Below are 25,550 nucleotides of genomic sequence, written 5' to 3' on the forward strand. Positions count from 1 at the left end.
GTTGTTTTCAGGGGCGTTCAGGGGTAGCTGACGTAGACGTCGGTCAGCAGGTCGGACGCCGCCGGCTTGGGATCGGACTTGGCCTTGTACACGGCATTTTCGATCAGCATTTCCACCTCTTTGTCGATCTGGTCCAACTGCTCGACGGTGAGCAGCCCGGCCCGGGTGGTGCGCTCGCGGAACTGCATCAGGCAGTCCTGGTTTTCGCGGAAATGCTTGACCTCGTCGGGTGCGCGATACGTCTGGGCGTCGCCTTCGAAGTGGCCGTAGTAGCGGGTCAGCTTGACCTCGATCAGCGACGGCCCTTCCCCGGCACGGGCGCGCTCGACGGCGGCCCCGGCGGCTTCATGGACGGCGAAGAAGTCGAAGCCATCGACGGTCACGCCGGGCATGCCGAAGCCGGCGGCGCGGTCGGCGATGTGGTCGCAGGCCACCGACCAATTGGACGCGGTGGCTTCGGCGTAGCCATTGTTTTCCGCGATGAACAGGCATGGCAGGTTCCACACCGAGGCCATGTTCATGGCTTCGAACACTGCGCCTTCGTTGGAACCGCCGTCGCCGAAAAACACCACGGCGACGCTGTCGGTGCCCTTGAGCCGAGCCGCCAGGGCAGCGCCGACGACCAGTGGCGCACCGGCGCCGACGATGCCGTTGGCGCCGAGCATGCCTTTTTCAAAATCGGCGATGTGCATCGAGCCGCCCTTGCCTTGGCAGACGCCGGTTTTCTTGCCGTAGATCTCGGCCATCATCCCGTACACATCCACGCCCTTGGCGATGCAATGGCCGTGGCCACGGTGGTTCGAGGCAATGCAATCGTCGTCCCCGAGATGGGCCATGACGCCCGCGGCCGAGGCTTCTTCGCCGGCATACAAGTGGACGAACCCGGGGATCTCCCCCGTGGCGAATTCCACGTGCAGGCGCTCTTCGAAGGCGCGGATGGTGCGCATGACTTGATAGGCATGCAGTAATTGATCATCGTTGAGCGATGTCGACATTTTTATTCTCCAGGCGTGTCTTCTTGAAGGTTCGAGGGGTGTTGCGGGTGCTCGCGACCAATGGCCAACAAGCGCTGTTGCGCGGCGTAGGTGAGCACCGCGTTGACGTCGATGCTCAGCGGGCCGCCGGCATCGAGGGTGACCGTGGGCCGGTCATGGACGTTGAATTCGATTTCCCGCTCGCCATCCAGGGCCAAGGTGCCGGCGGACAGCGACAAGCCATGGGCGACGCCGGGCTCCAGAGGCCCGGCGGCGAGCACCCCACAGCCTTGCAACAGGCCCGGGGCGAGCGGCACCAGCAGCGCTTCAGGGGATTGCGGATCCAGGCGCATCCAGGCCCCGCCCGGAGCCTGGCGGGACACCGGAAACCACAAGCCGCACAACGCCGACAGGCCAATGGATTGAGGTTCGGCGAAGGTCACGAACACTTCGGCCAGGTCTTGCGCGCGGCTGATCGCCCTCGCGCCGACAAAGCGCAGCGGCGACACGGCAACGTCCACCAGAGCGACTTCCCGCAAACCACGCCCGGCGTCACAAACCAGCAAGCGCTTGTTGCGACGCAGACCGACCTCGTCTGGAATTCGCCCGCTGGCGTACAACCCGCCGGCCAGCCCGGCGCTGGTGGCTTCGCGCAATTCGGGGAAGGCATTGTTGGTGCCGGTGGACAGGGTCAACAGAGGAGTGTCGCCCACTTCGGCGGCGACAGCCTTGTGGGTGCCGTCGCCGCCGAGCACGGCGATCACCGCCACCTCGCGCTCGGCCATCAGGCGCGCGGCGCGGCGGGTGTCTTCGACGGTCTGGCGCAGGGTCAGGTCGAGAAACTCCAGGGCCGGCCAATGGCTACTGCGGGCCTGGCGGCTGTGGCTGTTCTTCAGCACGGCGGCGGCCATGCCGATCATGTCGGTGGGCATCAACACCCGCTCGATGCCGGTGGCGCCAAACGCCGCCAGCAAGCGCTGGATCACCGAGACCTTGTCGGTGCTGGAGAACAATCCGGCATTGGCGGTCAACCGCCGCACGTCACGGCCCGATGCGGGGTTGGCGATGATGCCGACGGTGAGCGGACGGCGGCTCATGGCGCCACCGTGGCGGGAACAGTCAACGGGCTTGGCGTGCAAGTCATAGGCACCTCTTTTTATTATTGGAAGCCCAACGGGTGGGTCCAAGGCCTAGAGCAAGGGCGGTGCCAATAGCCGGAAACTGGACGCAAACGCCCGAGCCAGAGCGCTTGCGGCGCTTCGCTGCAAGCATTGGCCATAGGCCCGGTGAGACGCCACATGCCAGCCTGCACGACCTAACCGCGAGACGTTGAGACGTGGCGTCTCACCGGGTTGCCTGCGCTCCGTCGGGCTTGTCTGCGCCCGGCGATCAGCGCTTAATGTGCCGACAATGACAAGAAGCTGAACCGGAGGCCCCTATGCTTTCCGCTCACTCCAGGGCGCACGTGGATTGCATCAGCCGCGTGCTGAAGAACGCCGCCCAACTGCCGCAACTGCCCGTGCCGGACCTGATCCTCGACTCCTGGCGCCGCTCGATGGAGCAACATCACCTGGACCCCGGCTCGCTGCAGGGCCCACGGATCCTGTCCCACGACGTGCTCAAGCAATGCCGCGAGCGCTCGGAACTGTTCCTCAATATCGCCAGCGACGAAGTGGCGCGCCTGCACGGCCGGGTGCGCGATGCCGACTATTGCGTGCTGCTGACCGATGCCCAGGGCCAGACCATCGATTACCGGGTGGAAACCACCCTTCGCAACGACTGCCGCAAGGCCGGGCTCTACCTGGGTACGTGCTGGTCGGAAGGCGAAGAAGGCACATGTGGCGTGGCGGCGGTGCTCACGGCCAAGACTGCGGTGACGGTGCACAAGCGTGATCACTTTCGCGCGGCATTCATTGGCCTGACCTGCTCCGCCGCGCCGGTCTTCGATCCGCAGGGCGAGCTGCTCGGCGTGCTGGACGTCTCGGCGGTGCGCTCGCCGGATGATCGACGTTCCCAGCACCTGATCCGGCAAATGGTGGTGCAGAGCGCCCGGGAGATCGAACAGGCGTTTTTCATGAGCAGCGCCCAGGGTTATTGGGTGTTGCGGGCCCATCGCAACGCGGGGTACGTCGACAGCCAGCCGGATCTGCTGCTTGCCTGGGACGACGATGGCTGCCTGCAAGCCCTGAACCCGGCGGCGCGCCAATACCTGATGCAACGCTACGGCCAGTTGCCTCGCCACATCAGCCAGGTTTTCGACCCGCAATTGCTGCACCGGGCCCGGGATGAAGGCCTCTACCCACTCGATGCCGATTTGCATGGCCGCCTGAGCGCGCCACGGCGCCGGGCCAAGCCTCGCCAGCGCGTCGCGATGACTCCCACCGAACTCGATCCACGCCTGGCCGACAGCCTGAACCTGGCGGTGCGGGTCAAGGATCGCAACCTGCCGGTGTTGATCCAGGGCGAGACCGGTTCCGGCAAGGAGGTCTTCGCCCGCCAGTTGCACCAGGCCAGCCAGCGCCGCGATCGGCCCTTCGTGGCCTTGAACTGCGCGGCCATACCAGAAAGCCTGATCGAGAGTGAGCTGTTCGGCTACGTCGCCGGCGCCTTCACCGGGGCCTCGGCCAAGGGCATGCAGGGTCTGTTGCAGCAGGCCGATGGCGGCACGCTGTTCCTCGATGAGATCGGGGACATGCCGCTCGCCTTGCAAACCCGCCTGTTGCGGGTGCTGGCCGAAGGCGAAGTAGCGCCACTGGGAGCTTCAAGGCGCAAGGCCGTGGACATCCAGGTGATCTGCGCCACCCACCGCGACCTGGAGGCGCTGGTGGCGGCCGGCGAGTTTCGCGAGGATCTGTATTTCCGTCTCGGCGGCGCCCGCTTCCAGCTGCCGCCGCTGCGCGAACGCACCGACCGGCTGGCGTTGATCAATCGAATCCTTGAAGAAGAGTCGGCGCTGTGCGGCGGTGCGGTGCAACTGAGCGGCGCCGCGCTGGAATGCCTGCTGGGTTATCACTGGCCGGGCAATGTCCGCCAGTTGCGGCATGTGCTGCGCTATGCCTGCGCGGTCTGCGAGGCGAGCGTGATCCAGCTTAGCCACTTGCCCGATTCATTGCACACCACGGACGCCGCCGATCATGGGCCGGAGCCCAGCGCCAGCCCTGAACGCCAGGCGTTGCTGGACGCCCTGGTGCGTCATCGCTGGAAACCCACCCCGACGGCCCGGGCGCTGGGCATTTCCCGAGCGACCCTATATCGACGGGTGCATCAGCACGGTATCGAGATGCCCGGCAGGCGTCCTGACGCTGTTCACTAAAGGTCGCCAAACAGCTGTGGCGAGGGAGCTTGCTCCCGCTCGGCTGCGAAGCAGTCGTAAAACCGGAGAATGCGATGTATCTGAAGCTCTGCATTCGGCAGGTATGGGGCCGCTTAGCGGCCCAGCGGGAGCAAGCTCCCTCGCCACGGGATCGTCGTTTTCTCAAGTGAACGGTATTACGGCAGGAACCCGGGCTGATGGCTTATCGTCGCGCCAGCTCATGGCGCACGCATTGTTCGTAGTAGGTCTGCTTGACCGCGGCAGGTTTGAGCCGCGAGGTGCTGTTGTAGGTCTGTTCGGTGATGCCCAGGGCGGTCATGCGCATCCAGGGCCGGGGAAACTTGCGCACCTGCAGCTTCTTGCGCGCCCCATACAGGCTCACTCCGGACAGCTTGGACGCCTGCGCTCCGGCGGCAATGTCCGAACCCCAGCGACACACCGATTGCTGGTTTGCCGTCAGCGCCCTGGCTTGGGCTTCATGCGAAACGGCGGCCATGAGCATGGCCGCCGCGATCCAGATAGAAACACGCATAGGTTTGTCGTCCAACTTTCTGAAATAAAAGGAGTTTGACCTCAACTTATGGAGCAAGGGGCCAGCATTGGCGCGCCGCTCTCAAGCCTATGTCTATTCGTACAAACAACTTTATATAGACTCTATAACCTCTTGATAAATAGTATCTTTATCCAGCCTTCGCCTCTTGTAGCAATCGCTGGATCACCTGTTCCTGCTCGCCATACCGCCCTTCGCCGAAGTGGCTATAGCGCACCTGCCCCTTGGCATCGATGAAGTAATGGGCCGGCCAGTACTGGTTGTTGAAGGCACGCCAGATCGCATAGCGGTTATCGATGGCCACGGGGTACTGGATGTCCAGCTTGCGCACCTGTGCGCGTACGTTGTCGATGATCTTTTCGTAGCCGTATTCCGGGGTATGAACGCCGATGACCACCAGCCCGTCCTTTTCGTATTTCTTCGCCCACTCGTTCACATACGGCAGCGTGTGCTGGCAGTTGATGCAGTCGTAGGTCCAGAAATCCACTAGCACCACTTTGCCCCGCAACGACTCGCTGCTCAGCGGCGGCGAGTTGAGCCATTGCACCGCGCCGTCCAGCGAAGGCATGGCGCCTTGGGCTTCGAGGTCCGGCATGGCGCTCGCGCTGGCCTTGCTCACCACATAGTCGATGGCTTGGGGCACGCTCTCCAACAGGCTTTTTTCCAGGCTGGCCGACTGTTGCGACGACGTCGCGGCCAATAACCGGTCATCCGCCCCAGTGCCGATCGCCACGGCGGCCAGCAACACCAGTGCCCCGGTGGCGCGGCGCAGCCAGGCGGTGATCGGCAGCGAGAGTTTCAACCGACCGATCAGGCCTCGACCGGCGAGGATCAGGGTACCCAGCGACAGGGCGCTGCCCAGGCCGTAGGCGAGCAGCAACAGGCTGGTCTGGGCGCTGGCGCCTTGCAGCATGGCCCCGGTCAGGATCACGCCGAGGATCGGCCCGGCACACGGCGCCCAGAGCAACCCGGTGGCGACACCGACCGACACTGACGCCAGAGGCCCGCCCATCCGCCCGGCACCGGTGTCAAGACGATTGCCCAGGCTGACCAGCGGCCGCGCCAACCAAGTGCCCACCCGGCTGAACATCAGCGACAGCGCAAACAGCACCATCACCACCAAGGCGACCTGCCGGCCGACGCTACTGGCGCGTACCACCCATTCGCTGCTGGCCACCGCCAGGCTGGACACCAAGGCAAAGGTCAGCACCATGCCGGCGAGCGTCAGCAACACCGAACGGCGCGATTGATTGGCCCGGGCGAACAGGAACGGCACCACCGGGAGGATACAAGGGCTGAGGATCGTCAGGATCCCGCCGAGAAATGCGATCAGAAGCATGGCAACACCTCAATATAAAGGCTGGCGAAGGTCAGTTCTGGTTGGTGCAGTTATCGGAGAGCTTGCGGTAATCCAGCGCCTGCTCATGGCCCGCCGAGTCCAGGTAGGTCATGTGGGCGTTGACCACGCCACAGGCTGGCTGCGGATCTTCGCTCAGGGACAGCACTTTGCGTACATCAAGGTGTGTGCCGTAGGTGTAGGTGTGCGCCGGCGCGGTGCTTTCGGCCCGGGCCGACAGGGTGCAGATGTTCAGCGCGGCGAACAGGCAGGCGGCGTAGATGGCTTTGGTGTTCATGGTGCGGTCCTCGATTCAATGGGTGTTTGTCGCAGAGGCCGGTTGTGTCGCCTCGATGGATGCCATTGAATGCTCCCCACGTATCGCGCCTGTATCGAGCAGGTGGCTTTTTGCATCGCTGTGTATCCGCCACGCGCCAGATACACTGCAATACAAACCGTCGCGAGCCAGGCCGGCTGCTGGCTGTAGACTGACCCACACCAAAACGCCAAGGGGCAGAACACCATGGATCATGTCGATCATGTGCTGATCGTGGACGACGATCGCGAGATCAGGGAGCTGGTAGGCAACTACCTGAAAAAGAACGGTTTGCGCACCACCGTGGTCGCGGATGGCCGGCAAATGCGCGCCTTTCTGGAGACCACTCCGGTGGACCTGATCGTGCTGGATATCATGATGCCCGGCGACGATGGCCTGGTGTTGTGCCGGGAGCTGCGGGCCGGCAAGCACAAGGCCACGCCTGTCCTGATGCTCACCGCTCGCAACGACGAGACCGACCGCATCATCGGCCTGGAAATGGGCGCGGACGATTACCTGGTCAAGCCTTTCGCCGCCCGGGAGCTGTTGGCGCGGATCAACGCCGTGCTGCGCCGCACGCGCATGTTGCCGCCTAACCTGGTGGTCACCGAGAGCGGGCGCCTGCTGGCGTTTGGCCGTTGGCGGCTGGATACCACCGCTCGCCACCTGCTGGACAGCGACGGCACCATGGTGGCCTTGAGCGGCGCCGAATACCGCTTGCTCCGGGTATTCCTCGACCATCCACAGCGGGTACTCAACCGCGACCAGTTATTGAACCTGACCCAGGGCCGTGACGCGGACCTGTTCGACCGCTCCATCGATTTGTTGGTCAGTCGCCTGCGCCAACGCCTGTTGGACGACGCCCGCGAGCCGGCGTACATCAAGACGGTACGCAGTGAAGGTTACGTGTTCTCGCTGCCGGTGGAGATCCTCGAGGCCTCGGTATGACCCTGTCTCTGCGGTGGCCGCGTACCCTCGCCTCGCGCTTGTCGTTGATTTTCCTGATCGGTCTGGTCCTGGCCCAGGGTTTGTCGTTTGGCGTCCAATACTACGAACGCTACGAGAGCGCCAAGAACACCATGCTCGGCAACCTGGAGACTGACGTCTCGACGTCCGTGGCGATCCTCGATCGCCTGCCTGCCGCCGAACGCCCCGCGTGGCTGCCAAAGCTTGCGCGACGCAACTACGGCTATGTGCTTGATGAGGGCCAGCCTGGCATGCCGATGCTCCCGGACAACGCGCCGATATCGGTCAGCTCGATCCAGGAAGCCTTGGGCGAAGCCTATGCCCTGACCTACAACCAGATCCCGGGACCGAAGATGCACTATCAGGCGCACCTGCGCCTCAAGGACGGCAATCCGCTGACCATCGACGTACGTCCGGCGATGGCACCGCTGTCGCCCTGGCTGCCGGTGGTCTTGCTGGGGCAATTGGCGCTGCTGATCGGCTGCACGTGGCTTGCCGTGCGCATCGCCATCAGCCCCCTCACCCGGCTGGCCCAGGCCGTCGAAACCCTGGACCCCAACGCCCACGGCGTGCGCCTGGACGAAAAAGGCCCGACCGAGGTGGTACATGCGGCCAAGGCCTTCAATGCCATGCAGGACCGCATCGCCGCCTATTTGAAGGAGCGCATGCATCTGTTGGCTGCGATCTCCCATGATCTGCAGACCCCCATCACCCGCATGAAGCTGCGGGCCGAATTCATGGATGACGGCATCGAAAAAGACAAACTTTACAGCGACCTGGGGGAAATGGAGCACCTGGTGCGTGAAGGCGTGGCCTACGCCCGCAGCATCCATGGCGCCACCGAGGCCAGTTGCCGGATCAGCCTGGACGCGTTTCTCGACAGCCTGGTGTTCGACTACCAGGACACCGGGCAGGACGTGCAGCTGTCCGGCAAGAACGCCGCGATCATCGATACCCGTCCCCATGCATTGCGCCGGGTGCTGGTCAACCTCGTGGATAATGCGTTGAAGTTCGGCGGCGCGGCGCAGATCCAGGTCCAGCCCGCCGCCAACGGGCAGCTGGCGATCCGGGTTTTGGACCGTGGCCCCGGCATCAGCGAGCAGGAACTGGCCGAAGTGCTCAAGCCGTTCTACCGGGTGGAAAGCTCGCGCAACCGGGAAACCGGCGGCACCGGCCTGGGTTTGGCCATAGCCCAGCAACTAGCGAATGCCATGGGCGGTTCGCTGACCTTGAGCAACCGTAAGGGCGGTGGGCTGTGCGCTGAGCTGCGGTTGGGTTGCGATACCCAGGTCTGAAGACTACTGAATCCCTTGTGGGAGCGAGCTTGCTCGCGGTAGCGGTGGGTCAAACAACATCTGCTCAACTGGCCCAACGCCATCGCGAGCAAGCTCGCTCCCACAGGGTCTAGTGCAAGGTTCGGTATTGGGTTTGTATTGCAGTGTGTCAACCGCCACAGCGCATACACAAACTTGCACACCGGCCCCCTTCCCGACACACCCCGCTTACACCCACTTGAAAGACTCCTTCTATTCCCGGCCACCACGATGCCGGGCCATCCAAGGAGCTTCCCCATGCCTACCGCCACCGCAACGCCGCCTGCTTTCCGTTACCAGGGCTGGTCGCTGTTCAGCCTGCTTGCCGCCCTGGTATTGCTGATGACCGTGCTGGTCCTGATCATCAATCCAGACCTCACAGAAGGCGTGCGCAGTGCCATTCGCGCGACCGCCCGTTCGTCCTTCGTCCTGTTCCTGCTGGCCTTTACAGCGTCGGCGTTCGCCGTGCTGGTGCCCTCGCCCCTGAGCAAATCCCTGGTGCGCGAACGGCGCTTCATCGGGCTGGCCTTTGCCTTTTCCCATTTGGTCCACGCCGCATTGATCTACTGGTACGGCCAGCTCAACACCGAGTTCTGGCCCGGCCGGACCACCCTTGGCAACGTGCCCGGCACCGTGGGCTACGTGTTTATCCTGCTGCTGGCCCTGACTTCGTTCAAAAGCACCACGCGGCTGATCGGCACCACCGCCTGGAAGCGCCTGCATACCACCGGCATGTGGGTACTGGCGGCGATCTTTGCCTATTCCAATTTCAAGCGCATTCCGATGAGCGCCTGGTACGTGCTGCCCTTCGGCCTGATATGCGCCGCCACGGCGGTCCGCCTGGTGGGCAAGCTGGCCCAGGCCAACAAGCGTCAATCCCTGCAACGTGCGGCCTGAGCCGAGGAGATCAACCATGTACGCCTCTTTCTCGAAAGCCCTGAACGGCCTGCACCTGAACCTCGATCACGCCGGTTCGTGGCTCGCACCGCTGGGGCTGCGCCTGTTCCTGGCCTGGGAGTTCTTTGAATCCGGCCTGGAAAAATGGAACGGCCAGAACTGGTTCGCCGAGATCCAGTCGGCTTTTCCGTTCCCGTTCAACCATGTGCCGGCCAGTTGGAACTGGGAATTGTCGATGTGGGCGGAGCTGATCTGCGCCCTCGCCCTGTTGATCGGCCTGGGCACACGCGCCTCGGCGCTGGTGCTGATGATCGTCACCGTGGTCGCTACCGCCGCCGTGCATTGGCCGGCGGATTGGTCGAGCCTGGGCGAGCTGGCCCAAGGGTACGCGATCACCAACAAGGGCTACGGCAACTTCAAGCTGCCATTGATTTACCTGGTCGCATTGCTGCCGCTGCTGTTGCAGGGCGCCGGGCGGTTGAGCGTCGATGCGCTATTGAAGTCGTTGCTCCGGTCAAAAAAATCGAAACCTTGAAGGGCTTGAGTCGGTCCAGTCCTGTAAGAGCCATGGCGCTGCGTACCGCTGCCCAGCGGGCGCAACGCTCAAGACAGCCCATCAGGACGAGGAACAGACATGAGCATGACCGTCGGCGATTTTCTGGTTGAACGCCTTTATGAATGGGGCGTTCGGCGCATCTACGGCTATCCGGGCGATGGCATCAACGGTGTGTTCGGGGCTCTGAACCGGGCCAAGGGCAAGATCCGATTCATCCAGGCGCGGCACGAGGAAATGGCGGCCTTCATGGCCTGCGCCCATGCCAAGTTCACTGGCGAGCTGGGCGTTTGCATCGCAACCTCCGGCCCTGGGGCGTCGCATCTCATTACCGGCCTGTATGACGCGCGCATGGACCATATGCCGGTCCTGGCGATCTGCGGCCAGCAGGCCCGAAACGCCCTCGGCGGCCATTATCAGCAAGAATTGGACCTGCCCAGCCTGTTCAAGGACGTTGCAGGCGCGTTCGTCCAGCAAGCCAGCGCCCCGGCCCAGGTCCGCCACCTGCTCGACCGCGCGGTACGCACGGCGGTGGGTGAGCGTCGGGTCACCGCGCTGATCCTGCCCAACGACCTCCAAGACCTGGAATACACACCGCCGCCCCACAAGCACGGCACGCTGCATTCCGGCGTCGGCTACCGCAAACCTAAGGTCGTGCCCTACGAGGAAGACCTGCGCCGAGCGGCAGAGGTGCTCAATGCCGGCAAGAAAGTTGCCATCCTGGTGGGCGCCGGCGCCCTGCATGCAACGGACGAAGTGATCGCCATCGCCAACAAACTCGGCGCCGGCGTCGCCAAGGCCCTGCTCGGCAAAGCCGTGGTGCCCGATGAACTGCCATGGGTCACCGGCTCCATCGGGCTGCTGGGCACCGAGCCCAGCGACAACCTCATGGCCGGTTGCGACACCCTGCTGATGATCGGGTCCGGCTTTCCCTATGCCGAATTCCTGCCTGGCGAGGGCCAGGCGCGTGGCGTGCAGATCGACCTTAAGCCAGACATGCTCAGCCTGCGCTACCCCATGGAAGTCAACTTGCAAGGTGACAGCGCCGACACCCTGCGGGCCCTGTTGCCGCTGATCGAAGAAAAGACCGACCGCACCTGGCGCGAAAAAATCGAGAAATGGCGAGCGGACTGGGACAAGACCCTGGAAAAACGCGCCCTGGTCTCGGCCAAACCGATCAACCCGCAGCGCGTCACGTTCGAACTCTCGCCACGGCTGCCGGATCGCGCCGTCATCACCTGCGACTCCGGCTCCTGCGCCAACTGGTATGCGCGGGATGTCCAGATCCGTCGCGGCATGATGTGTTCACTCTCCGGCGGCCTCGCCTCCATGGGCGCCGCCGTGCCCTACGCCATCGCCGCCAAGTTCTGCCACCCGGATCGTCCGGTGATCGCGTTGGTCGGTGATGGCGCGATGCAGATGAACAACATGGCCGAATTGATCACCGTCGCCAAATACTGGCGCACCTGGACCAACACCACCTGGATCTGCGCGGTGTTCAACAACCAGGACCTGAATCAGGTGACCTGGGAACAACGAGTGATGGAAGGCGACCCGAAATTCGAGGCGTCCCAGGATATTCCCGACGTTCCCTATCATCTGTTCGCCGAGTCGATCGGCCTCAAGGGCATCCTCGTCGACCAGGAAAGCGACGTGGCGAGCGCCTGGGACCAGGCGTTCGCCGCCGAACGCCCGGTGGTGATCGAGTTCCGCACCGACCCCGACGTGCCTCCGCTGCCGCCGCACATCAAGCTGGAACAGGCGAAGAAGTTCGCCTCGACCCTGCTCCAGGGCGATCCGAACGAGCGCGGCATCGTGGTCGAGACCGCCAAGCAGGTGCTCGGCGCGTTGCTGCCCGGTCATCGCAAGGACAAAGAATAAGCATGCAGCCCCGAGCGAGCCGTTATGAGCTGATCGGATCGATCGACGGCGCCTATATGGGCGGCGATACCGCCAAGGCGTTTGTCGGCGCGCAACAGGACCCATGGGATTCGCAAAAGGACATGGCCCTGGCGGGGTTGGCGGCGTGCTTGACGCTGCTGACGGCCGCTGGAGCCAATTATTTCCAGCAACCGGACTTTGCCCTGGACGGGCCCTGAGCGGCAAAACCAGCACCTGAGGGCAGCTGCTGTTAAAAATGGTGCAACTGGTCAGCTATTTTCCACTTTCATTAAGTTAATCAGGCGGTCAGCCGATACAAAACTAGTGCGGGATGTCTCGCGTTCAGCTGATGGCTTGTTTTTATGAATGAAGATGCTGGCAATGGCTCCACGGTGATTTCCGGCGAGCGGCCTACCCGAAGTTTCACTCGCCGCACCTTTCCGGCCATCATGCTGTTGCTGTTCATCATGTCCGCGCTGGCCATCGCGGTATTGCTCAACATCACCCAGACCCAGGACGAACAGGCCCGTTCCCAGAGCCTGTTCTTTGCCCAACGGGCCGTCGACGGGATTCGTACCGGCATCGGCCGCGACCTGAGCGATTATTCCAAGTGGAGCGACGCCTACCGCCACCTGCACGTCGAAGTCGACAAAGACTGGGCCTACGACCAGGAAAATGTCGGCAGCAGCGTGTTCTCGCTGTATGGCTACCAGGCTGTGTTCGTGATTTCCCCGACCGGCAAGACGGTTTATTCGGTCATCGATGGTGAAATGAGCGAAGTGCACGCCGACACATGGCTGACTGGCAACCTGCGGGCACTCGCCAGAAAGGCCAGCGCCGCCGAGAATCGCGATGAAGTGATCGTCGAATTGCTCCATCACCAGGACGCGCCTGCCTTCGTCGCCGTCTCTGCCATCACCACCGGCACCGACAACAGCGTGGCTGAGATTCCTGGCCCGCCGAGCCTGCTTTTATTCGTCAAAGTCCTCGACAAGGGCGCGTTGCAAGCGCTGGAGCGGGACTTTGCCCTGCCAGACGCGCATATCGCCCATACCCCAGGCCCGAAAGACACCGCCCAGGTGCTGCTCAATGACCTGACCCGCGAAGCCCTGGCCTGGCGCCCCGCTACCCCTGGCAAGGATCTGCGTAAAGCCCTGTTGCCGTTGTTGGCGCTGGCGTTGCTGTTCCTGGGCGTCATGGCCCTCTTGGTATTGCGCCACGCCTTGGTCATGCTTCGCGCCCAGGAACAGCAGTACGTCAGCCTCCTGGCCCATCGCAAGGCGTTGGAGCGCAGCGAGGAACGCTTTCGCGACATTGCCGAAGTGTCGTCAGACTGGCTGTGGGAAGTCGACTCGGCCGCAAACCTGACCTATCTGTCGGAGCGCTTTGAACAGGTGACGGGCTTCAGCCCCACGCAATGGATCGGCAAACCGTTGCACCGGTTGCTGGAACCCCACAGCGGGTCGATCTCCATTGCCCATTGGCTGCTCGGCGGCGCCAACAGTGCCTCGTCTGCCCCGCTGCTGTGCGAGTACATTGCGCGTAACCAACGCATACGCACCTGCAAGCTTTCGGTACGGGCCATCGACGCCGGTAGCCAGGGCTTTCGTGGCACCGCCACCGACATCACCGATGAATTGCGCGCCCTGGCACAAATCAAGCACCTTTCCCAGCACGACCCGCTGACCGGGCTGGCCAATCGCAACCGTCTGTTCGATTGCCTCAGCGAACACCTGGACCAAGCGCAGAGCACACCACTGGCGCTACTGAACCTGGACATGGATCGATTCAAGCCGGTCAACGACACCCTGGGCCATGCCGTGGGCGACAAAGTGCTCAAGGAAGTGGCTCATATCCTCCAGCAAAACGTTCGCAACAGCGATCTTGTGGCGCGACTGGGGGGCGACGAATTCGTCATCGTCATGCCCAACCCAGGCAGCGCAAGAGACCTCGATCAGCTCTGCGAGCGCTTGATCGACTGCATGCAGCGCCCCATGCACCTGGACGGCAATACGCTGTACCTCGGCGTGAGTATCGGCGTGGCGTGGTCGCACCCCCGTGACCCACGTGCCGAGGAGCTGCTGCGCCAGGCTGACATTGCCCTGTATGCGGCCAAGGCCGCCGGCCGCAACACCTGGCGCATCTATGAAGAGGCCATGGGCAACGTCGCCCGTGACCGGCGCCGCTATGAACAGCAATTGCGCGACGCGATGCAGGAAGGCCAGCTCGAACTGCGTTACCTGCCACGCTTCGACGTGAATGCCGAGCAGTTGCACGGCTTTGAAGCCCAGGCTTTCTGGCACCATCCCGAACGCGGCGAACTGGGCGGCATCGACTTCATCCCGGTCGCCGAAGCGTCCGGGCAGTTGGAAGAGCTGGGCACCTGGATGCTGATCAACGCCTGCGAGGAAGCGACGAGCTGGCCCAACGCACTCAACGTTTCCCTGGCCGTTTCGCCTCGGTGGTTCAGCAGCAGTTTCCTGTTCAACCAGGTACACAAAGCCCTGGAGACCAGCGGTCTTCCCGCCCAACGCCTGACCCTGGAAGTGGCCGAAGGCGTACTGCTCACCGACCACAAGACCCTCGCCAATACCTTGCATGCCTTGAAGGCGCTGGGCGTACGGATCAACATCGACAAGTTCGGCACCAACATCGCTTCCCTCAGGGAAGTCCTCGACCAGCCATTCGACGGCATCCGCTTCGATCGCAATATCCTCACGCAATTGGGCCTGGAGCATGATCAGGAAGGCGTGCTGGCGATGATCCGGCTGAGCCGCAGCGTCGGGCTGATGGTCACCGCCGAGGGCATCGAGAATGCCCGGCAGTTCAGCCAATTGCGCAGCGTGGCGTGTGACCAGGTACAAGGGCCTTACTTCGGCGCGGCATTGGCTCGCTCGGAAATGGCCTCGTTCTTTACAACGCCCCGGTGGCTCTAGGCTTCATGGCTTTTGTTGGACTGACCCCAGAATGTTGGACGGTCTGTTTTCAGCACGCCGCTTAGGCACTGCCTAGCCTCCCGGACTCTGGCGAAAACTCACCGCCAATCGGTTCCAGCTGTTGATGGTGCTGATCGCCAGCGTCAGGTCCACCAGTTCCTCTTCGCTGAAGCTGGCGCGGGCTACGGCATAGACGTCATCGGGCACCTGGCTTTCAGCCAACAGGGTGACCGCTTCGGTCCAGGCCAGGGCCGCCCTTTCGCGTTCGCTGAAGAATCCGCTGTCGCGCCATACCGCCACGGCATACAGACGCCGCTCCGTCTCGCCCTGGCGGCGCGCATCCACCGAATGCATGTCGGTGCAGAAGGCGCAGCCATTGAGTTGCGAGGCGCGGATCTTGATCAGATGCTGCAGCGCCGGCTCGATGCTCAGGCGGCTGGTCAGCGCTTCCAGGCCAATCATTGCCCTCATCGCCCCGGGGGATGCGCTGTAGTAGTCAAGACGCGGGCTCATGGCGGCCTCCGTGGTGGTTGATGATTCCACGGTAGGACGTCGACGCCGCCCGTGACAGGTCCAATCTGACGATAAACGCCCACGCAACTTCTCCGCGCCGGCGCATTGCGGGTAACCTTGCGTCCGCGGCCCTTGCCGTCATCGATTATCGGGAGCCCGCAGGTATGGAACTTCACGTCGTCATCAACGGCCGCAAGGACCTGGCGGGCCAGTTGTACCGACAATTGCGCAGCGCCATCGAGAGCGGTCGGCTGGCGGCCGGCACGCAACTGCCACCCAGCCGGCTGCTGGCCGAGCAGTTGGGCATCTCGCGCAAGACCGTCTCCGACACCTATGCGCAACTGACCTACGAAAATCTCCTCACCGGCGTCATCGGCAAGGGCACCTATGTCAACGCGCGCCCGGCCAGCGTCGTGCGCAAGCAGAGTCACCGTGAGCTGGCCGGGGCGGACGTGGTCGAGACCTGGCGCAACATGCCGGACCTGCTGCGCCATCCGCTGCCCGAAAGCGCGCTGCGCTATGACTTCATCGGCGGCGCCACCGGCAAGGGCCAGTTTCCCCTGGATGACTGGCGTCGCTGCACCGCCCACGCCCTTCGCCAGATCGCCACCGCCAAGGGTTTCTACAGCCAACCCGAGGGATTGCCGGCGCTGCGCAATGCCATCGCCCGGCACATCGCGTTTTCCCGTGGGGTCAACTGCCAGGACGACGACGTGGTGGTGTGCAACGGCGCGCAACAGGCCCTCGATCTGATTTCCCGGGTACTGACCCGCCCCGGCAGCCTGGTGGCGATGGAAGATCCCGGCTACCCGCCGGCACGCCTGCTGTTCGGATCCCACGGCGCGACGGTGGCCGGGGTGCCGGTGGATGAGCAAGGCATGCGCGTGGATATGATTCCCGACGGCACGCGGTTGATCTACGTGACGCCGTCCCACCAGTTTCCCCTGGGCATGCCCATGAGCCAGCCCCGGCGCGAGGCGCTGCTGGCACGGGCGTATGAGCTGGGCGCGATCATCATCGAAGACGACTACGACAGTGAGTTCCGCTATGAAGGCCGGCCCACCGACTCCCTGCAAAGCATGGACGAGCGCGGGATCGTGGCGTACGTCGGGACCTTCTCCAAGACCTTGCTGCCGGAGCTGCGGCTCGGCTACGCCGTCCTGCCGACGGCGATTCTCGAGGCGGTGATCCTCGCCAAGCGCCTTACCGACCAGCACACCTCCACCCTGCCCCAATGGGCACTGGCCAAGTTCATCGCCGAGGGCTGCCTGCTCAAGCACATCCGCCGCTGCCACGCGCTGTATGCCGGCCGGCGCGAGCGGATCCTGGCGCGCTTGGCCGATGACCTGTCACCGTGGTTCGAGGCCGTGCCCACCACAGCGGGTTTTCACATGGCGGTGCTGGGCAAGGTGCCGATCGACCTGCCGTTGGTGATCGAATTGGCGAAGAAAGCCGAGGTTGGGCTCTATAGCCTCGACGGATTCTTTACCGCGGCACCGGTGCGTCCAGGCTTGATACTGGGCTTTGGCGCCATCGAACTGCTCGACATTGATATCGCCTTCGATCGCCTGCGGGACATCCTGCAGCAGGTCGCCTGACCGATTGGACTGGGCATTTATCCGCCCATTGGCTGTTTTAGCCTTGTCTTGCCGGGCCTATCCTGCCTGGGTGTCATCAGATTCCGTTCGACTTGATTCAGGAGCCAGGACAATGTCTCGCCAAGTGATCAATACCGTTCAGGTGCAGGCCGCCGCCGGGCGCTCGGAAGAACTGGGCCGGCAGTTGCAGCAAATCGTCGAAACCCTGCGGGCCTCGCCAGGCTGCGACGCCTATATGGTCGACCGTTGCCCGCAAGACAACGACCGCTGGAACGTCAGCGCCCGCTGGCAATCGGAAGCAGCGATGCAGGCGCATTTCAACTGCCCCGAAGTCCAGGGCTTCATCAGCCTGATCGAAAGCCGCCTGGCTCGCAGCGTGGATTTCAACAGTTTCCCGGTGGTGTGAATGGGCTCATCTCTGGCGTGGCGAGGGAGCTTGCTCCCTCGCCACCGTGGTCTACTCGTCTTTCAATAAATTGGACGTTTGTCCCCGACACCTTGGGGCTTAGGGTGAACGCGAACTCACTCGATACCACAAAGGTCCCGCCCCATGAAAACGCTCTATTTGATCGCCGCCCTGAGCCTGCTTCCCATAGTCCCGCTCTACGCCCACGAAACCGCGCCGTCGGAGAACGTTCAGGTGCTCCAGGAAAAACTGCTCAAAAACCTGCCCGGCAAGAAAGCCATGATGTTGACCGTCGACTATGCACCGGGCCAGTCGTCCATCGCCCACAAGCATGACGGCACCGCCATGGCCTATGTGCTCGAAGGCGCAGTCACGTCCCAGGTCAAGGGCGAGCCGGCCATCACCTACAAGGCTGGCGAGTACTGGTACGAAGCCGCCGGTTCCGAGCATCTGGTATCCAGGAACGCCAGCGCCACCCAATCGGCAAAGCTTTTGGTGTTCATGGTGATGGGTGAGAACGAAGCGGTGCTGATTCCGCTCAAGCAATGACCCATGGCCTCGCTCCCACCGTCGCTTACCGGTGGGAGCGAGCCTGCTCGCGAAAGCGGGGGGCAGGCCGAAACCTTTATCCTCAAAATGCGCCCTACCGAGCCGACGCGACCATGAACGAGATGACCCATGACATTCACATCGCCGCCGAGTCGATGTCCCAACCGCGTGCGTTGGTGTTCCTCGCCTATCCGCAAATGGGCCTTCTGGACCTGACCGGCGCCCAGACCGTGTTCTGGGCCGCCACCAAAGCCATGGCCGAACGCGGCCGGCCGGGCTATCGGATGCACACCGCAAGCCTGGCCGGCGGGCTGATGCAGACCGCTGAAGGCCTGGTCGTCGAGACGGCGTCCCTGCATCAGTTCGACGACGTCATCATCGACACGCTGATCGTGCCCGGTGCCCCGAACATTCGTCAGGCGATGATTGACTGTGTCGAGCTGGTGGACTGGCTGCGCGCGGCCTCCACCAGGGCCCGGCGCACGGCGTCGGTGTGCAGCGGGACCTTCCTCATGGCCCAGGCCGGCTTGCTCGATGGCCGCCGTGCCGCCACGCATTGGGCCATGTGCGAGATGCTCAAGAGCGGTTTCCCATTGATCGAAGTGGACCTGGACGCCATCTTCATCCAACAGGACAAGGTCTGGACCTCCGCGGGGGTAAGCGCCGGCATCGACATGGCCCTGGCGCTGGTGGAGGCCGACTGCGGTCGCGACGTGGCCCTGCAAGTGGCCCGGGAACTGGTGGTGTTTCTCAAGCGGCCCGGTGGACAGGCACAGTTCAGCCAATTGTTGCTGTCCCAGACCCAGGACAGCGCCGGGTTCGATGAATTGCACGCCTGGCTCGCCGAGCACCTGGACGAGGCCGACCTGACCATCGAGCGTCTGGCCCGGCAGGCGCGGATGAGCCCGCGCAATTTTGCCCGGGTCTACAAGCGCCAGACCGGACGAACGCCGGCCAAGGCCGTCGAAATGTTCCGCCTCGAAGCCGCGCGAAGGTTGTTGGAGGACTCCGAGCGCAACATCGACCAGATCGCCCGCTCGTGCGGCTTCGGCGACGAGGAACGGATGCGCCAAACGTTCCAGCGGCATCTGTCGATCTCACCGCGCGAATATCGCAACCGGTTTTCCCTTTGAGAAGGCTTGCGCGATCGCGTCATGCCACGCGCCGGGCTTGCGGCGCCGACTGGGCCTGCTCGGCGATGAACGCGCAGCAACGAGAACGCAGCCAGCGCTCGCCTGGATCATCATGGGAGGCACCTCGCCAGACCATCGACAGCTCATGCTCAGGCAATTGGACCGGCGCCGGCTCCGCCCGCAAGCCTGCGACTGCCGCCATGGCCCGGGCCACATAGTCGGGCACGATGGCGATCATGTCGCTGCGATCCAACAACACGGGCAATGCGCTGAATTGCGGTACCGTCAGCACCACCCGCCGCTGCCGGCCTACCAGGCTCAACGCGCGGTCCGAATCATCGATGACGTGGCCCATGGATGAAACCACGGCGTGGGGCCGGCGGCAAAAGTCGTCCAGGGTCAACTCGCCGGGACGCGAATCGGCCCGCAGCAGCATCGGCCGGATCGGGCGCAGCGCCTTGCGCCGGGCGTTGGCCGGCAGTTCCAGGGTATGGCTGATACCGAGGGAAATTTCCCCACTGACCAATAACTGGCACATCTGCCATTGATCGGTGCGACGCACCACCAACGTCGTGCCCGGCGCCTCGACCCGCAGGCGGCGCAGCAAATCCGGCAGCAGCGCGTACTCGACATCGTCGCAAAGGCCTATATGAAACGTTGCCTCGCTGGTGCCAGGGTCGAACGCCTGGCAGCGACTCAAGGCGGCGGCGATGCCGTCCAAAGCGGGTGAAAGGTTGGAAAAAATCTCCCGGGCCCGAGACGTCGGCTCCATCAACCGCCCGGTCCTGACGAACAGCGGGTCGTCGAACATCAAGCGCAAACGGGCCAGGGCCGCACTGATGGTCGGTTGCCCGAGAAACAGCTTCTCGCTCACACGTGTGACATTTCGCTCATGCATCATGGTTTCGAAGACAACCAGCAGATTGATGTCAGCACGACGCAGGTCATTTCTGTTCATCATGGTAGCCATTCCAGGCACAGGGCCAATGAGTCAGCAAAGAAACGTCGTGCCTCGGGCCGTTTGCACGGTTGGACAACGACGACGTACCAGGAAGGTTATGCCAGAGCCCCTCCGGTGTCTGTTGTACTGGGGGACACCGGACTCACGCTTTGGGTAGATCCATTGATACGTGGGTATGCATCGACAACCGGCCGGGGTTGGCAGTAATTCAGGGATTTATGTCCTACCCGATGCCAAGGGCAACTTCTAAGATCCGAAATCGATGCCCCGTTTCCTCGGGCTGCACCGGACAACAGAAGGTCTGCGCCGTGCCCACACCCGCCACGATGTTCAAGAGTGTCTATGACAGCTTCCGGTACATCCCCTGCCCGATGGGCGGGGAGCCGACGATGCGCATCAGCGCACACCCAGTGGTCAACGCCCTGGGCTGGGCCGTGGGCCTGGTGGTGGCCTGCGGGATTGTCATCATCAACTCCGAAACCCATTCCGACCTGGCGCCGACGCTGCTGTACATCACTTTGCTGCTGATGGCGGCGAACCTGTTTTCCATCAACCTGGTGATCACCGTAGCGCTGATGTGCATGTTTTTGCTGACGGCGATGTTTGCGTACAACGGTGGCTATCACCGCTGGGAGTCCATCACTGGGTTCTTTCGTTGCCTGACGGCCCTGTCCGCCATTGCGTTTCTCGCGTTGCGCAGCAAGCAGGCCGCGGACCGCCTGCGCCACAACCAGGCCTACCTGATCAACGCCCTGATCGCCAGCAAACACGCCGAGCAAGCGTTGTCCCGCGCCCACGCCCAGTTGGCCCACGTCACGCGCCTGACGTCCCTGGGAGAGATGGCCGCCTCGATTGCCCATGAAGTCAACCAGCCGCTGACCGCCATCACCAGCAGCGGCGAGGCCTGTCGTCGCTGGCTCGATCGCCCGGTTCCGGACCTCAAGGAAGCCCTCGACGCGCTGGAGCGGATCGTCACCAATGCCTGTCGCGCCAGCGAAGTCATCAATCGTACACGAGCGATGGCGCGCAAATGCGACCCTCTGCGTCAGCCTGAGCTACTGGACGACATCGTCAACGAGTCGCTGAACCTGGTGCGCCAGCAGTTGGCTCATCACAAGATCAGCCTGAAGGCGAACCTCGCGGCAAAGGCGTGCCAGGTCAACGCCGACCGGGTGCAACTGCAGCAAGTGATCATCAACCTGATCATCAATGCGTGCCAGGCGATGGAAACGATTGACTCGCCCGATCGGATCCTGCGCATACGCACCTGGACGCAGGAGCACGAGGTGCTATTGGAGGTGGCGGACCGCGGTATCGGAATTTCCGACGAAATCCTGCCTTCTTTGTTCACCCCCTTCTTCACCACCAAGGAAAACGGCCTGGGCATCGGGCTTTCCATTTGCCGCTCCATCATCGACTTCCATGACGGCAGGATCTGGGCCGCCAGCGCGGCTGGCCAAGGCACCTCGTTCACGTTTTCGTTGCCATTGCTAACCTCTGCCCGCCCCGCCAAGGACGCCGCCCATGAACCCAAGCCACACCCCGAACCCTGCCTTCACCGCTGAGCCCATCGTTTACGTGGTCGATGACGATGCGTCGTTACGCCAAGCGCTCCGCAGTCTGCTACGGTCCATCGGCCTGCGGGTCGAGCTGTTCGACTCGGTGGCAGACTTCATGCGCCATCCACGCGCCGACGGGCCCAGTTGCCTGCTGCTGGATGTGCGCCTTCGCGGCACCAGCGGCCTCGACTTCCAGCAACAGCTGGCGAGCGCCGACGTTCACCTGCCCATCGTGTTCATGACCGGCCATGGCGATATCGCCATGACGGTAAGGGCCATGAAAGCCGGCGCAGTGGACTTCCTGACCAAGCCGTTTCGTGAACAGGACCTGATCGATGCGGTGTCCACCGCCCACCAGCGCGACCGCCTGCGTCGCGAGGCCGAGCACAGCCAAAAGGCGCTCCAGGACCGCCACGCCAGCCTCACCGCCCGGGAACGCCAAGTGATGCTCCTGGCTGCGTCGGGGTTGATGAACAAACAGATTGCCGGGCAGATCGGCTTGAGCGAAATCACCGTCAAGATTCATCGCGGCCAGGCCATGCGCAAGATGGGCGCGCGCTCGTTTGCCGAGCTAGTGCGCATGGCCCAGGCATTGGACCCGGGGCGCGGTCAGTGAAAGTTCATACCCACGTATACTAGGCGCGGCTTTTGTACCGCGTATCTTGCAGTGATAGGGACGCCTTTATGGCGTCCTGACATTACTGCCAGGTTTCGAAATGTCCGACACCGCAATTATTTCAATTATCGATGACGATGAATCGGTTCGAGTTGCATTGGATGGTTTACTGCGCTCCCACGGTTATCGCGTCAAGACTTACCCCAGTGCTCTCGATTTCTTGTCTTCAGCTGGCTATGTGAATACAGCCTGCTTGCTGTCGGACATTCAGATGCCGGGGATGACCGGGATTCAACTGTGCGATGAGCTTCGTGCCCGCGGCATCGAGATTCCGCTTATTTTCATAACGGGCCTGCCTGCCGTACCGCCGCGAACCCGCTCGGGCGGGATGAGCCCGGTGGCGGTTTTTCCCAAGCCGTTTGATTGTGGTGAGTTGATTGCCTGCATTGAATCGGTGATGGGTGGCGAGGGGTAAAGGCGGTTGCAGTGGCCTCTTCGCGAGCAGGCTCGCTCCCACAAGCGTAATGGGGTGCGCATGGTTCTGTGGCTGCTGAAAATCCACAACCCAACGATTTTAATACCTTCGTATAGCCCCCCTAACACCCACGCATGCCGCCACTGACCCTATGTAGAAGTGCCGCGGCTCCCGCCGACGAATACCATTTCCAATAGCGAACCGAAGCTGAATGCGCCTAATGATTCACCCCATCAGGCCAAGCACCTCCGGGCGTTTCGCAACACGGTCACGCTGAAACATCAAACAAATTCAACGTATCGACTCAGTCTTCGGGAGCACCTCATGAAACAGCAAATCTTGATCGTCGGCGCCGGTTTTGGCGGTGTATGGAGCGCACTCAGCGCGGCTCGCCTGCTCGACCAGCATGATCGCAATGACGTACAGATCAGCGTCCTGGCGCCCCAGGCCGAGTTGCGCATCCGCCCGCGTTTCTACGAACCCGACGTCCACACCATGATGGCGCCGTTGGCCGGGTTGTTCGACGCGGTCGGGGTAAATTTCGTCCAAGGCTTTGCCGAGAGCATCGACGTCAACCGCAAGCAGGTCGGCTATCGCGACGTGTTTGGCGGTCAAGGCACGCTGGGCTATGACCGGCTGGTACTGGCAGCGGGCAGCAAGCTGGTTCGCCCCGACCTTGAGGGCATGCTGGAGCATGCGTTCGACGTCGATGAGATCGAACAGGCGACGCGCCTCGAAGCCCACCTGAAATCCCTCGCAACCCTGCCCGACAGCCCCGCTCGCAACACCGTGGTGGTGGCCGGCGGCGGGTTCACCGGGATCGAAACCGCCACTGAGATGCCCGCCCGCCTGCGCGCCGTCCTGGGCAGCGACGCCAATATCCGCGTGATCGTGGTCGACCGGGGGCCGACAATCGGTGCGGCGCTGGGCGAAGGAATCAGCCCTTCGATCATCGAAGCGTCCGACCACCTTGGCATCGAGTGGATGCTCAATGCCTCGGTCGAATCGGTGGATGCCGGCGGCGTCACGCTGTCGGACGGCCAGCGCATCGAATCCAGGACCGTCATCTGGACCGTCGGTTTCCGCGCCAGCCCGCTGACCGAACAAGTGCCCGGCACCCACGATCGCCAGGGCCGGCTGCATGTCGACGGGACCCTGAAGGTGCTCGGGCAGAGCGATATCTTCGCCACCGGCGACGTGGCCTACGCCGCCACCGACGACCTTGGCAATTACGCGGCGATGTCCTGCCAGCACGCCATCGCCCTGGGCCGCTACGCGGGCAACAACGTGGCAGCCGATCTGCTGGGCGTCGCGCCGATGACCTACAGCCAACCCAAGTACGTGACGTGCCTGGACCTGGGCGCCTGGGGCGCGGTGTACACCGAAGGTTGGGATCGCCAGGTCAAGTTGGTCGGACAAGAAGCGAAGGACCTCAAGACCCAGATCAACTCTGTGTGGATCTACCCACCCGCCGCCGACCGCGCCACCGCACTGGCTGCCGCGGATCCATTGATCCCTGTCGCCTGATCCCAATGCCCTGAAACTCACGCGCCAACCGGCCAGTCCCTCCTTCTCTGCCGGACTTTCCCAAACGCCTGCCAAGGTTTTTTCGGCGGGCGTTTTTTATGCCCGTCCGACAAGCCAGCCTGGATATCGCCACTGCCTAGCAAAATCCGTTGCAACGCCCGTCGCGCTGCGCAAGCGGCTCACGGTAAGGTAGGCAAAATCATCCGGACCGAGGTGTGCCGTGGCGTCCTACTCCCTGCGTCAGTTGAAGTACTTCGTCACCACCGTGGAGTGTGGCAGCGTCGCCGAAGCCTCCCGCAAGCTGTATATCGCCCAACCGTCGATTGCCACGGCGGTCAAGGGCCTGGAAGACAGTTTCGGCGTGCAGTTGTTGATCCGTCATCACGCCCAGGGCGTCTCGCTGACGCCGGCCGGTGCGCGTTTCTATCGAAAGGCCCAGGAGCTGCTGCGCATGGCCCGGGAATTCGAACAGAACGCGTTGGCCGACAATGACGTCGTCAGCGGGCAGATCGACATCGGCTGCTTCGAGACCGTCGCCCCACTCTACCTGCCACGGCTGATCGCCGGTTTTCGCGAGCGTTTTCCTGGCGTGGAGATCCGCGTGCAGGACGGCGAACAGCAGGAGTTGGTTCAAGGCCTGACCGGTGGACGTTTCGACCTGGCGATTTTTTATGAGCACGATCTCGACAGCACGATCGAAACCGAAGCGCTCACGGCACCGCAACGGCCGTACGCACTGCTGCCGGCCGGACACCGCTTTGCCAATCAATCCCAGGTATCGCTTCGCGACCTGGCGCTTGAACCGATGATCCTCTTGGATGTGCAGCCCAGCCGCACCTACTTCGTCAGTATTTTCGAGGAGCTGGGCCTGACGCCAAACATCGTCTTCAGCTCGCCCTCCATCGAAATGGTGCGCGGCATGGTCGGCCAGGGATTTGGTTTCGCCGTGTTGGTGACCCGCCCGCAATCGAGCTGCACCTACGACGGACAGGACGTGGTGTGTGTCAGCATCGCCGAGGACGTAACCGGTTCGGCCCTGGTGGCCGGCTGGCTCAAGCGCGCGCACCTGACCAAGCCGGCGCAGTTGTTCGTGGATTACTGCAAGGAGCAGTTCGGGGAATGGCTGGCGTAGACCGGCGAGCCTCATACCTCCGTGGCGAGGGAGCTTGCTCCCGCTG

23 protein-coding genes and 1 pseudogene are annotated in these 25,550 nt (G+C 63.1%); 17 read left to right on the forward strand and 7 right to left on the reverse strand.

Annotated features, from left to right (window positions below):
* Positions 1-17: 17 nt before the first annotated feature.
* On the reverse strand, positions 18-995 hold the full coding sequence (locus tag M1D68_RS13060) for a thiamine pyrophosphate-dependent dehydrogenase E1 component subunit alpha (RefSeq protein ID WP_457966942.1): 978 nt from the start codon (positions 993-995) through the stop codon (positions 18-20).
* Between the two features lie 2 nt (positions 996-997).
* Positions 998-2,071 carry an ATP-NAD kinase family protein gene (locus M1D68_RS13065; protein ID WP_457966944.1) on the reverse strand — a complete coding sequence of 358 codons (1,074 nt, stop codon included), beginning with the start codon at positions 2,069-2,071 and terminating at the stop codon, positions 998-1,000.
* A 341-nt stretch (positions 2,072-2,412) separates the two neighbouring features.
* Here M1D68_RS13065 and M1D68_RS13070 point away from each other — a divergent pair, with 341 nt between their 5' ends.
* The gene (locus M1D68_RS13070; RefSeq protein ID WP_457966946.1) at positions 2,413-4,287 is read left to right on the forward strand and encodes a sigma-54-dependent Fis family transcriptional regulator; all 1,875 of its coding nucleotides are present in this window, start codon (positions 2,413-2,415) and stop codon (positions 4,285-4,287) included.
* 202 nt (positions 4,288-4,489) lie between these two features.
* On the opposite strand, the gene M1D68_RS13075 is transcribed toward M1D68_RS13070, so the two are convergent.
* The 3 genes from M1D68_RS13075 to M1D68_RS13085 all read right to left on the reverse strand — a co-directional run bounded on the left by M1D68_RS13075 (position 4,490) and on the right by M1D68_RS13085 (position 6,471).
* The gene (locus M1D68_RS13075; protein WP_420764035.1) at positions 4,490-4,783 is read right to left on the reverse strand and encodes a hypothetical protein; all 294 of its coding nucleotides are present in this window, start codon (positions 4,781-4,783) and stop codon (positions 4,490-4,492) included.
* A 184-nt stretch (positions 4,784-4,967) separates the two neighbouring features.
* Positions 4,968-6,176, reverse strand: a complete 1,209-nt coding sequence (locus M1D68_RS13080; RefSeq protein ID WP_457966948.1) for a cytochrome c biogenesis protein DipZ — start codon at positions 6,174-6,176, stop codon at positions 4,968-4,970.
* A 31-nt stretch (positions 6,177-6,207) separates the two neighbouring features.
* Positions 6,208-6,471: a DUF2790 domain-containing protein gene (locus tag M1D68_RS13085; RefSeq protein ID WP_434558946.1), complete on the reverse strand. Its 264-nt coding sequence runs from the start codon at positions 6,469-6,471 to the stop codon at positions 6,208-6,210.
* A 225-nt stretch (positions 6,472-6,696) separates the two neighbouring features.
* Here M1D68_RS13085 and M1D68_RS13090 point away from each other — a divergent pair, with 225 nt between their 5' ends.
* The 7 genes and pseudogenes from M1D68_RS13090 (at position 6,697) to M1D68_RS13120 (ending at position 15,035) form a co-directional block, all read left to right on the forward strand.
* A complete protein-coding gene (locus M1D68_RS13090; RefSeq protein ID WP_123344949.1) occupies positions 6,697-7,437 on the forward strand; it encodes a response regulator in 741 nt (246 codons plus the stop codon).
* Positions 7,434-8,750 carry an ATP-binding protein gene (locus tag M1D68_RS13095; protein ID WP_457966950.1) on the forward strand — a complete coding sequence of 439 codons (1,317 nt, stop codon included), beginning with the start codon at positions 7,434-7,436 and terminating at the stop codon, positions 8,748-8,750. Before M1D68_RS13090 ends, M1D68_RS13095 begins: the two co-directional genes overlap by 4 nt.
* Positions 8,751-9,026: 276 nt before the next feature.
* Positions 9,027-9,665, forward strand: coding sequence for a ferric reductase-like transmembrane domain-containing protein (locus M1D68_RS13100; RefSeq protein ID WP_457966952.1), 639 nt, complete (start codon positions 9,027-9,029; stop codon positions 9,663-9,665).
* 16 nt (positions 9,666-9,681) lie between these two features.
* Entirely contained in the window at positions 9,682-10,200 is a 519-nt protein-coding gene (locus M1D68_RS13105) for an HvfX family Cu-binding RiPP maturation protein (RefSeq protein ID WP_434558950.1), read from the forward strand.
* Between the two features lie 99 nt (positions 10,201-10,299).
* A complete protein-coding gene (locus tag M1D68_RS13110) occupies positions 10,300-12,099 on the forward strand; it encodes a thiamine pyrophosphate-requiring protein (RefSeq protein ID WP_420763841.1) in 1,800 nt (599 codons plus the stop codon).
* 23 nt (positions 12,100-12,122) lie between these two features.
* Positions 12,123-12,317, forward strand: a pseudogene (locus tag M1D68_RS13115) (DUF2238 domain-containing protein); the annotation flags it as partial.
* Between the two features lie 144 nt (positions 12,318-12,461).
* Positions 12,462-15,035: a bifunctional diguanylate cyclase/phosphodiesterase gene (locus M1D68_RS13120; protein WP_457966954.1), complete on the forward strand. Its 2,574-nt coding sequence runs from the start codon at positions 12,462-12,464 to the stop codon at positions 15,033-15,035.
* A gap of 72 nt (positions 15,036-15,107) precedes the next feature.
* Here M1D68_RS13120 and M1D68_RS13125 read toward each other — a convergent pair whose 3' ends face one another.
* Positions 15,108-15,548, reverse strand: a complete 441-nt coding sequence (locus tag M1D68_RS13125) for a carboxymuconolactone decarboxylase family protein (RefSeq protein ID WP_420763839.1) — start codon at positions 15,546-15,548, stop codon at positions 15,108-15,110.
* Positions 15,549-15,712: 164 nt separating this feature from the next.
* Between M1D68_RS13125 and pdxR the strand changes: the two genes are divergently transcribed.
* The 4 genes from pdxR to M1D68_RS13145 all read left to right on the forward strand — a co-directional run bounded on the left by pdxR (position 15,713) and on the right by M1D68_RS13145 (position 19,234).
* Positions 15,713-17,146 (forward strand): MocR-like pyridoxine biosynthesis transcription factor PdxR, encoded by a 1,434-nt coding sequence (pdxR, locus tag M1D68_RS13130; protein WP_457966957.1) that lies wholly within the window; start codon positions 15,713-15,715, stop codon positions 17,144-17,146.
* Positions 17,147-17,258: 112 nt separating this feature from the next.
* A complete protein-coding gene (locus M1D68_RS13135; protein ID WP_420763837.1) occupies positions 17,259-17,552 on the forward strand; it encodes a putative quinol monooxygenase in 294 nt (97 codons plus the stop codon).
* 144 nt (positions 17,553-17,696) lie between these two features.
* Positions 17,697-18,101: a cupin domain-containing protein gene (locus M1D68_RS13140; protein WP_457966959.1), complete on the forward strand. Its 405-nt coding sequence runs from the start codon at positions 17,697-17,699 to the stop codon at positions 18,099-18,101.
* A gap of 113 nt (positions 18,102-18,214) precedes the next feature.
* On the forward strand, positions 18,215-19,234 hold the full coding sequence (locus M1D68_RS13145; RefSeq protein ID WP_457966961.1) for a GlxA family transcriptional regulator: 1,020 nt from the start codon (positions 18,215-18,217) through the stop codon (positions 19,232-19,234).
* A 19-nt stretch (positions 19,235-19,253) separates the two neighbouring features.
* Here the strand turns inward: M1D68_RS13145 and M1D68_RS13150 are convergent, their stop codons facing one another.
* The gene (locus M1D68_RS13150) at positions 19,254-20,195 is read right to left on the reverse strand and encodes a LysR family transcriptional regulator (RefSeq protein ID WP_434558962.1); all 942 of its coding nucleotides are present in this window, start codon (positions 20,193-20,195) and stop codon (positions 19,254-19,256) included.
* A 389-nt stretch (positions 20,196-20,584) separates the two neighbouring features.
* Between M1D68_RS13150 and M1D68_RS13155 the strand changes: the two genes are divergently transcribed.
* From M1D68_RS13155 to M1D68_RS13175, 5 genes are all read left to right on the forward strand, one after another.
* Positions 20,585-21,760, forward strand: coding sequence for a sensor histidine kinase (locus tag M1D68_RS13155; RefSeq protein WP_457970719.1), 1,176 nt, complete (start codon positions 20,585-20,587; stop codon positions 21,758-21,760).
* Entirely contained in the window at positions 21,720-22,370 is a 651-nt protein-coding gene (locus tag M1D68_RS13160) for a response regulator transcription factor (RefSeq protein WP_420763833.1), read from the forward strand. Before M1D68_RS13155 ends, M1D68_RS13160 begins: the two co-directional genes overlap by 41 nt.
* Positions 22,371-22,470: 100 nt before the next feature.
* The gene (locus tag M1D68_RS13165; RefSeq protein WP_420763832.1) at positions 22,471-22,845 is read left to right on the forward strand and encodes a response regulator transcription factor; all 375 of its coding nucleotides are present in this window, start codon (positions 22,471-22,473) and stop codon (positions 22,843-22,845) included.
* A gap of 324 nt (positions 22,846-23,169) precedes the next feature.
* On the forward strand, positions 23,170-24,372 hold the full coding sequence (locus M1D68_RS13170; RefSeq protein ID WP_434558966.1) for an NAD(P)/FAD-dependent oxidoreductase: 1,203 nt from the start codon (positions 23,170-23,172) through the stop codon (positions 24,370-24,372).
* 220 nt (positions 24,373-24,592) lie between these two features.
* Entirely contained in the window at positions 24,593-25,504 is a 912-nt protein-coding gene (locus M1D68_RS13175; protein WP_420763830.1) for a LysR family transcriptional regulator, read from the forward strand.
* The last annotated feature ends 46 nt before the right edge of the window (positions 25,505-25,550 follow it).

The organism is Pseudomonas sp. R4-84, assembly GCF_054130985.1.

Excerpts from the sequence above, each read along its gene's own strand:
- M1D68_RS13150 (WP_434558962.1), bottom strand. The coding sequence starts at position 20,195 with ATGATGAACAGAAATGACCTGCGTCGTGCTGACATCAATCTGCTGGTT.
- M1D68_RS13060 (WP_457966942.1), bottom strand. The coding sequence starts at position 995 with ATGTCGACATCGCTCAACGATGATCAATTACTGCATGCCTATCAAGTC.
- M1D68_RS13140 (WP_457966959.1), top strand. The coding sequence starts at position 17,697 with ATGAAAACGCTCTATTTGATCGCCGCCCTGAGCCTGCTTCCCATAGTC.
- M1D68_RS13160 (WP_420763833.1), top strand. The coding sequence starts at position 21,720 with ATGAACCCAAGCCACACCCCGAACCCTGCCTTCACCGCTGAGCCCATC.
- M1D68_RS13100 (WP_457966952.1), top strand. The coding sequence starts at position 9,027 with ATGCCTACCGCCACCGCAACGCCGCCTGCTTTCCGTTACCAGGGCTGG.
- M1D68_RS13090 (WP_123344949.1), top strand. The coding sequence starts at position 6,697 with ATGGATCATGTCGATCATGTGCTGATCGTGGACGACGATCGCGAGATC.
- M1D68_RS13080 (WP_457966948.1), bottom strand. The coding sequence starts at position 6,176 with ATGCTTCTGATCGCATTTCTCGGCGGGATCCTGACGATCCTCAGCCCT.
- M1D68_RS13145 (WP_457966961.1), top strand. The coding sequence starts at position 18,215 with ATGAACGAGATGACCCATGACATTCACATCGCCGCCGAGTCGATGTCC.
- M1D68_RS13125 (WP_420763839.1), bottom strand. The coding sequence starts at position 15,548 with ATGAGCCCGCGTCTTGACTACTACAGCGCATCCCCCGGGGCGATGAGG.
- pdxR (WP_457966957.1), top strand. The coding sequence starts at position 15,713 with ATGGAACTTCACGTCGTCATCAACGGCCGCAAGGACCTGGCGGGCCAG.
- M1D68_RS13075 (WP_420764035.1), bottom strand. The coding sequence starts at position 4,783 with ATGGCCGCCGTTTCGCATGAAGCCCAAGCCAGGGCGCTGACGGCAAAC.
- M1D68_RS13170 (WP_434558966.1), top strand. The coding sequence starts at position 23,170 with ATGAAACAGCAAATCTTGATCGTCGGCGCCGGTTTTGGCGGTGTATGG.
- M1D68_RS13070 (WP_457966946.1), top strand. The coding sequence starts at position 2,413 with ATGCTTTCCGCTCACTCCAGGGCGCACGTGGATTGCATCAGCCGCGTG.
- M1D68_RS13155 (WP_457970719.1), top strand. The coding sequence starts at position 20,585 with ATGCGCATCAGCGCACACCCAGTGGTCAACGCCCTGGGCTGGGCCGTG.
- M1D68_RS13085 (WP_434558946.1), bottom strand. The coding sequence starts at position 6,471 with ATGAACACCAAAGCCATCTACGCCGCCTGCCTGTTCGCCGCGCTGAAC.
- M1D68_RS13065 (WP_457966944.1), bottom strand. The coding sequence starts at position 2,071 with ATGAGCCGCCGTCCGCTCACCGTCGGCATCATCGCCAACCCCGCATCG.
- M1D68_RS13105 (WP_434558950.1), top strand. The coding sequence starts at position 9,682 with ATGTACGCCTCTTTCTCGAAAGCCCTGAACGGCCTGCACCTGAACCTC.
- M1D68_RS13095 (WP_457966950.1), top strand. The coding sequence starts at position 7,434 with ATGACCCTGTCTCTGCGGTGGCCGCGTACCCTCGCCTCGCGCTTGTCG.
- M1D68_RS13120 (WP_457966954.1), top strand. The coding sequence starts at position 12,462 with ATGAATGAAGATGCTGGCAATGGCTCCACGGTGATTTCCGGCGAGCGG.
- M1D68_RS13135 (WP_420763837.1), top strand. The coding sequence starts at position 17,259 with ATGTCTCGCCAAGTGATCAATACCGTTCAGGTGCAGGCCGCCGCCGGG.
- M1D68_RS13165 (WP_420763832.1), top strand. The coding sequence starts at position 22,471 with ATGTCCGACACCGCAATTATTTCAATTATCGATGACGATGAATCGGTT.
- M1D68_RS13110 (WP_420763841.1), top strand. The coding sequence starts at position 10,300 with ATGAGCATGACCGTCGGCGATTTTCTGGTTGAACGCCTTTATGAATGG.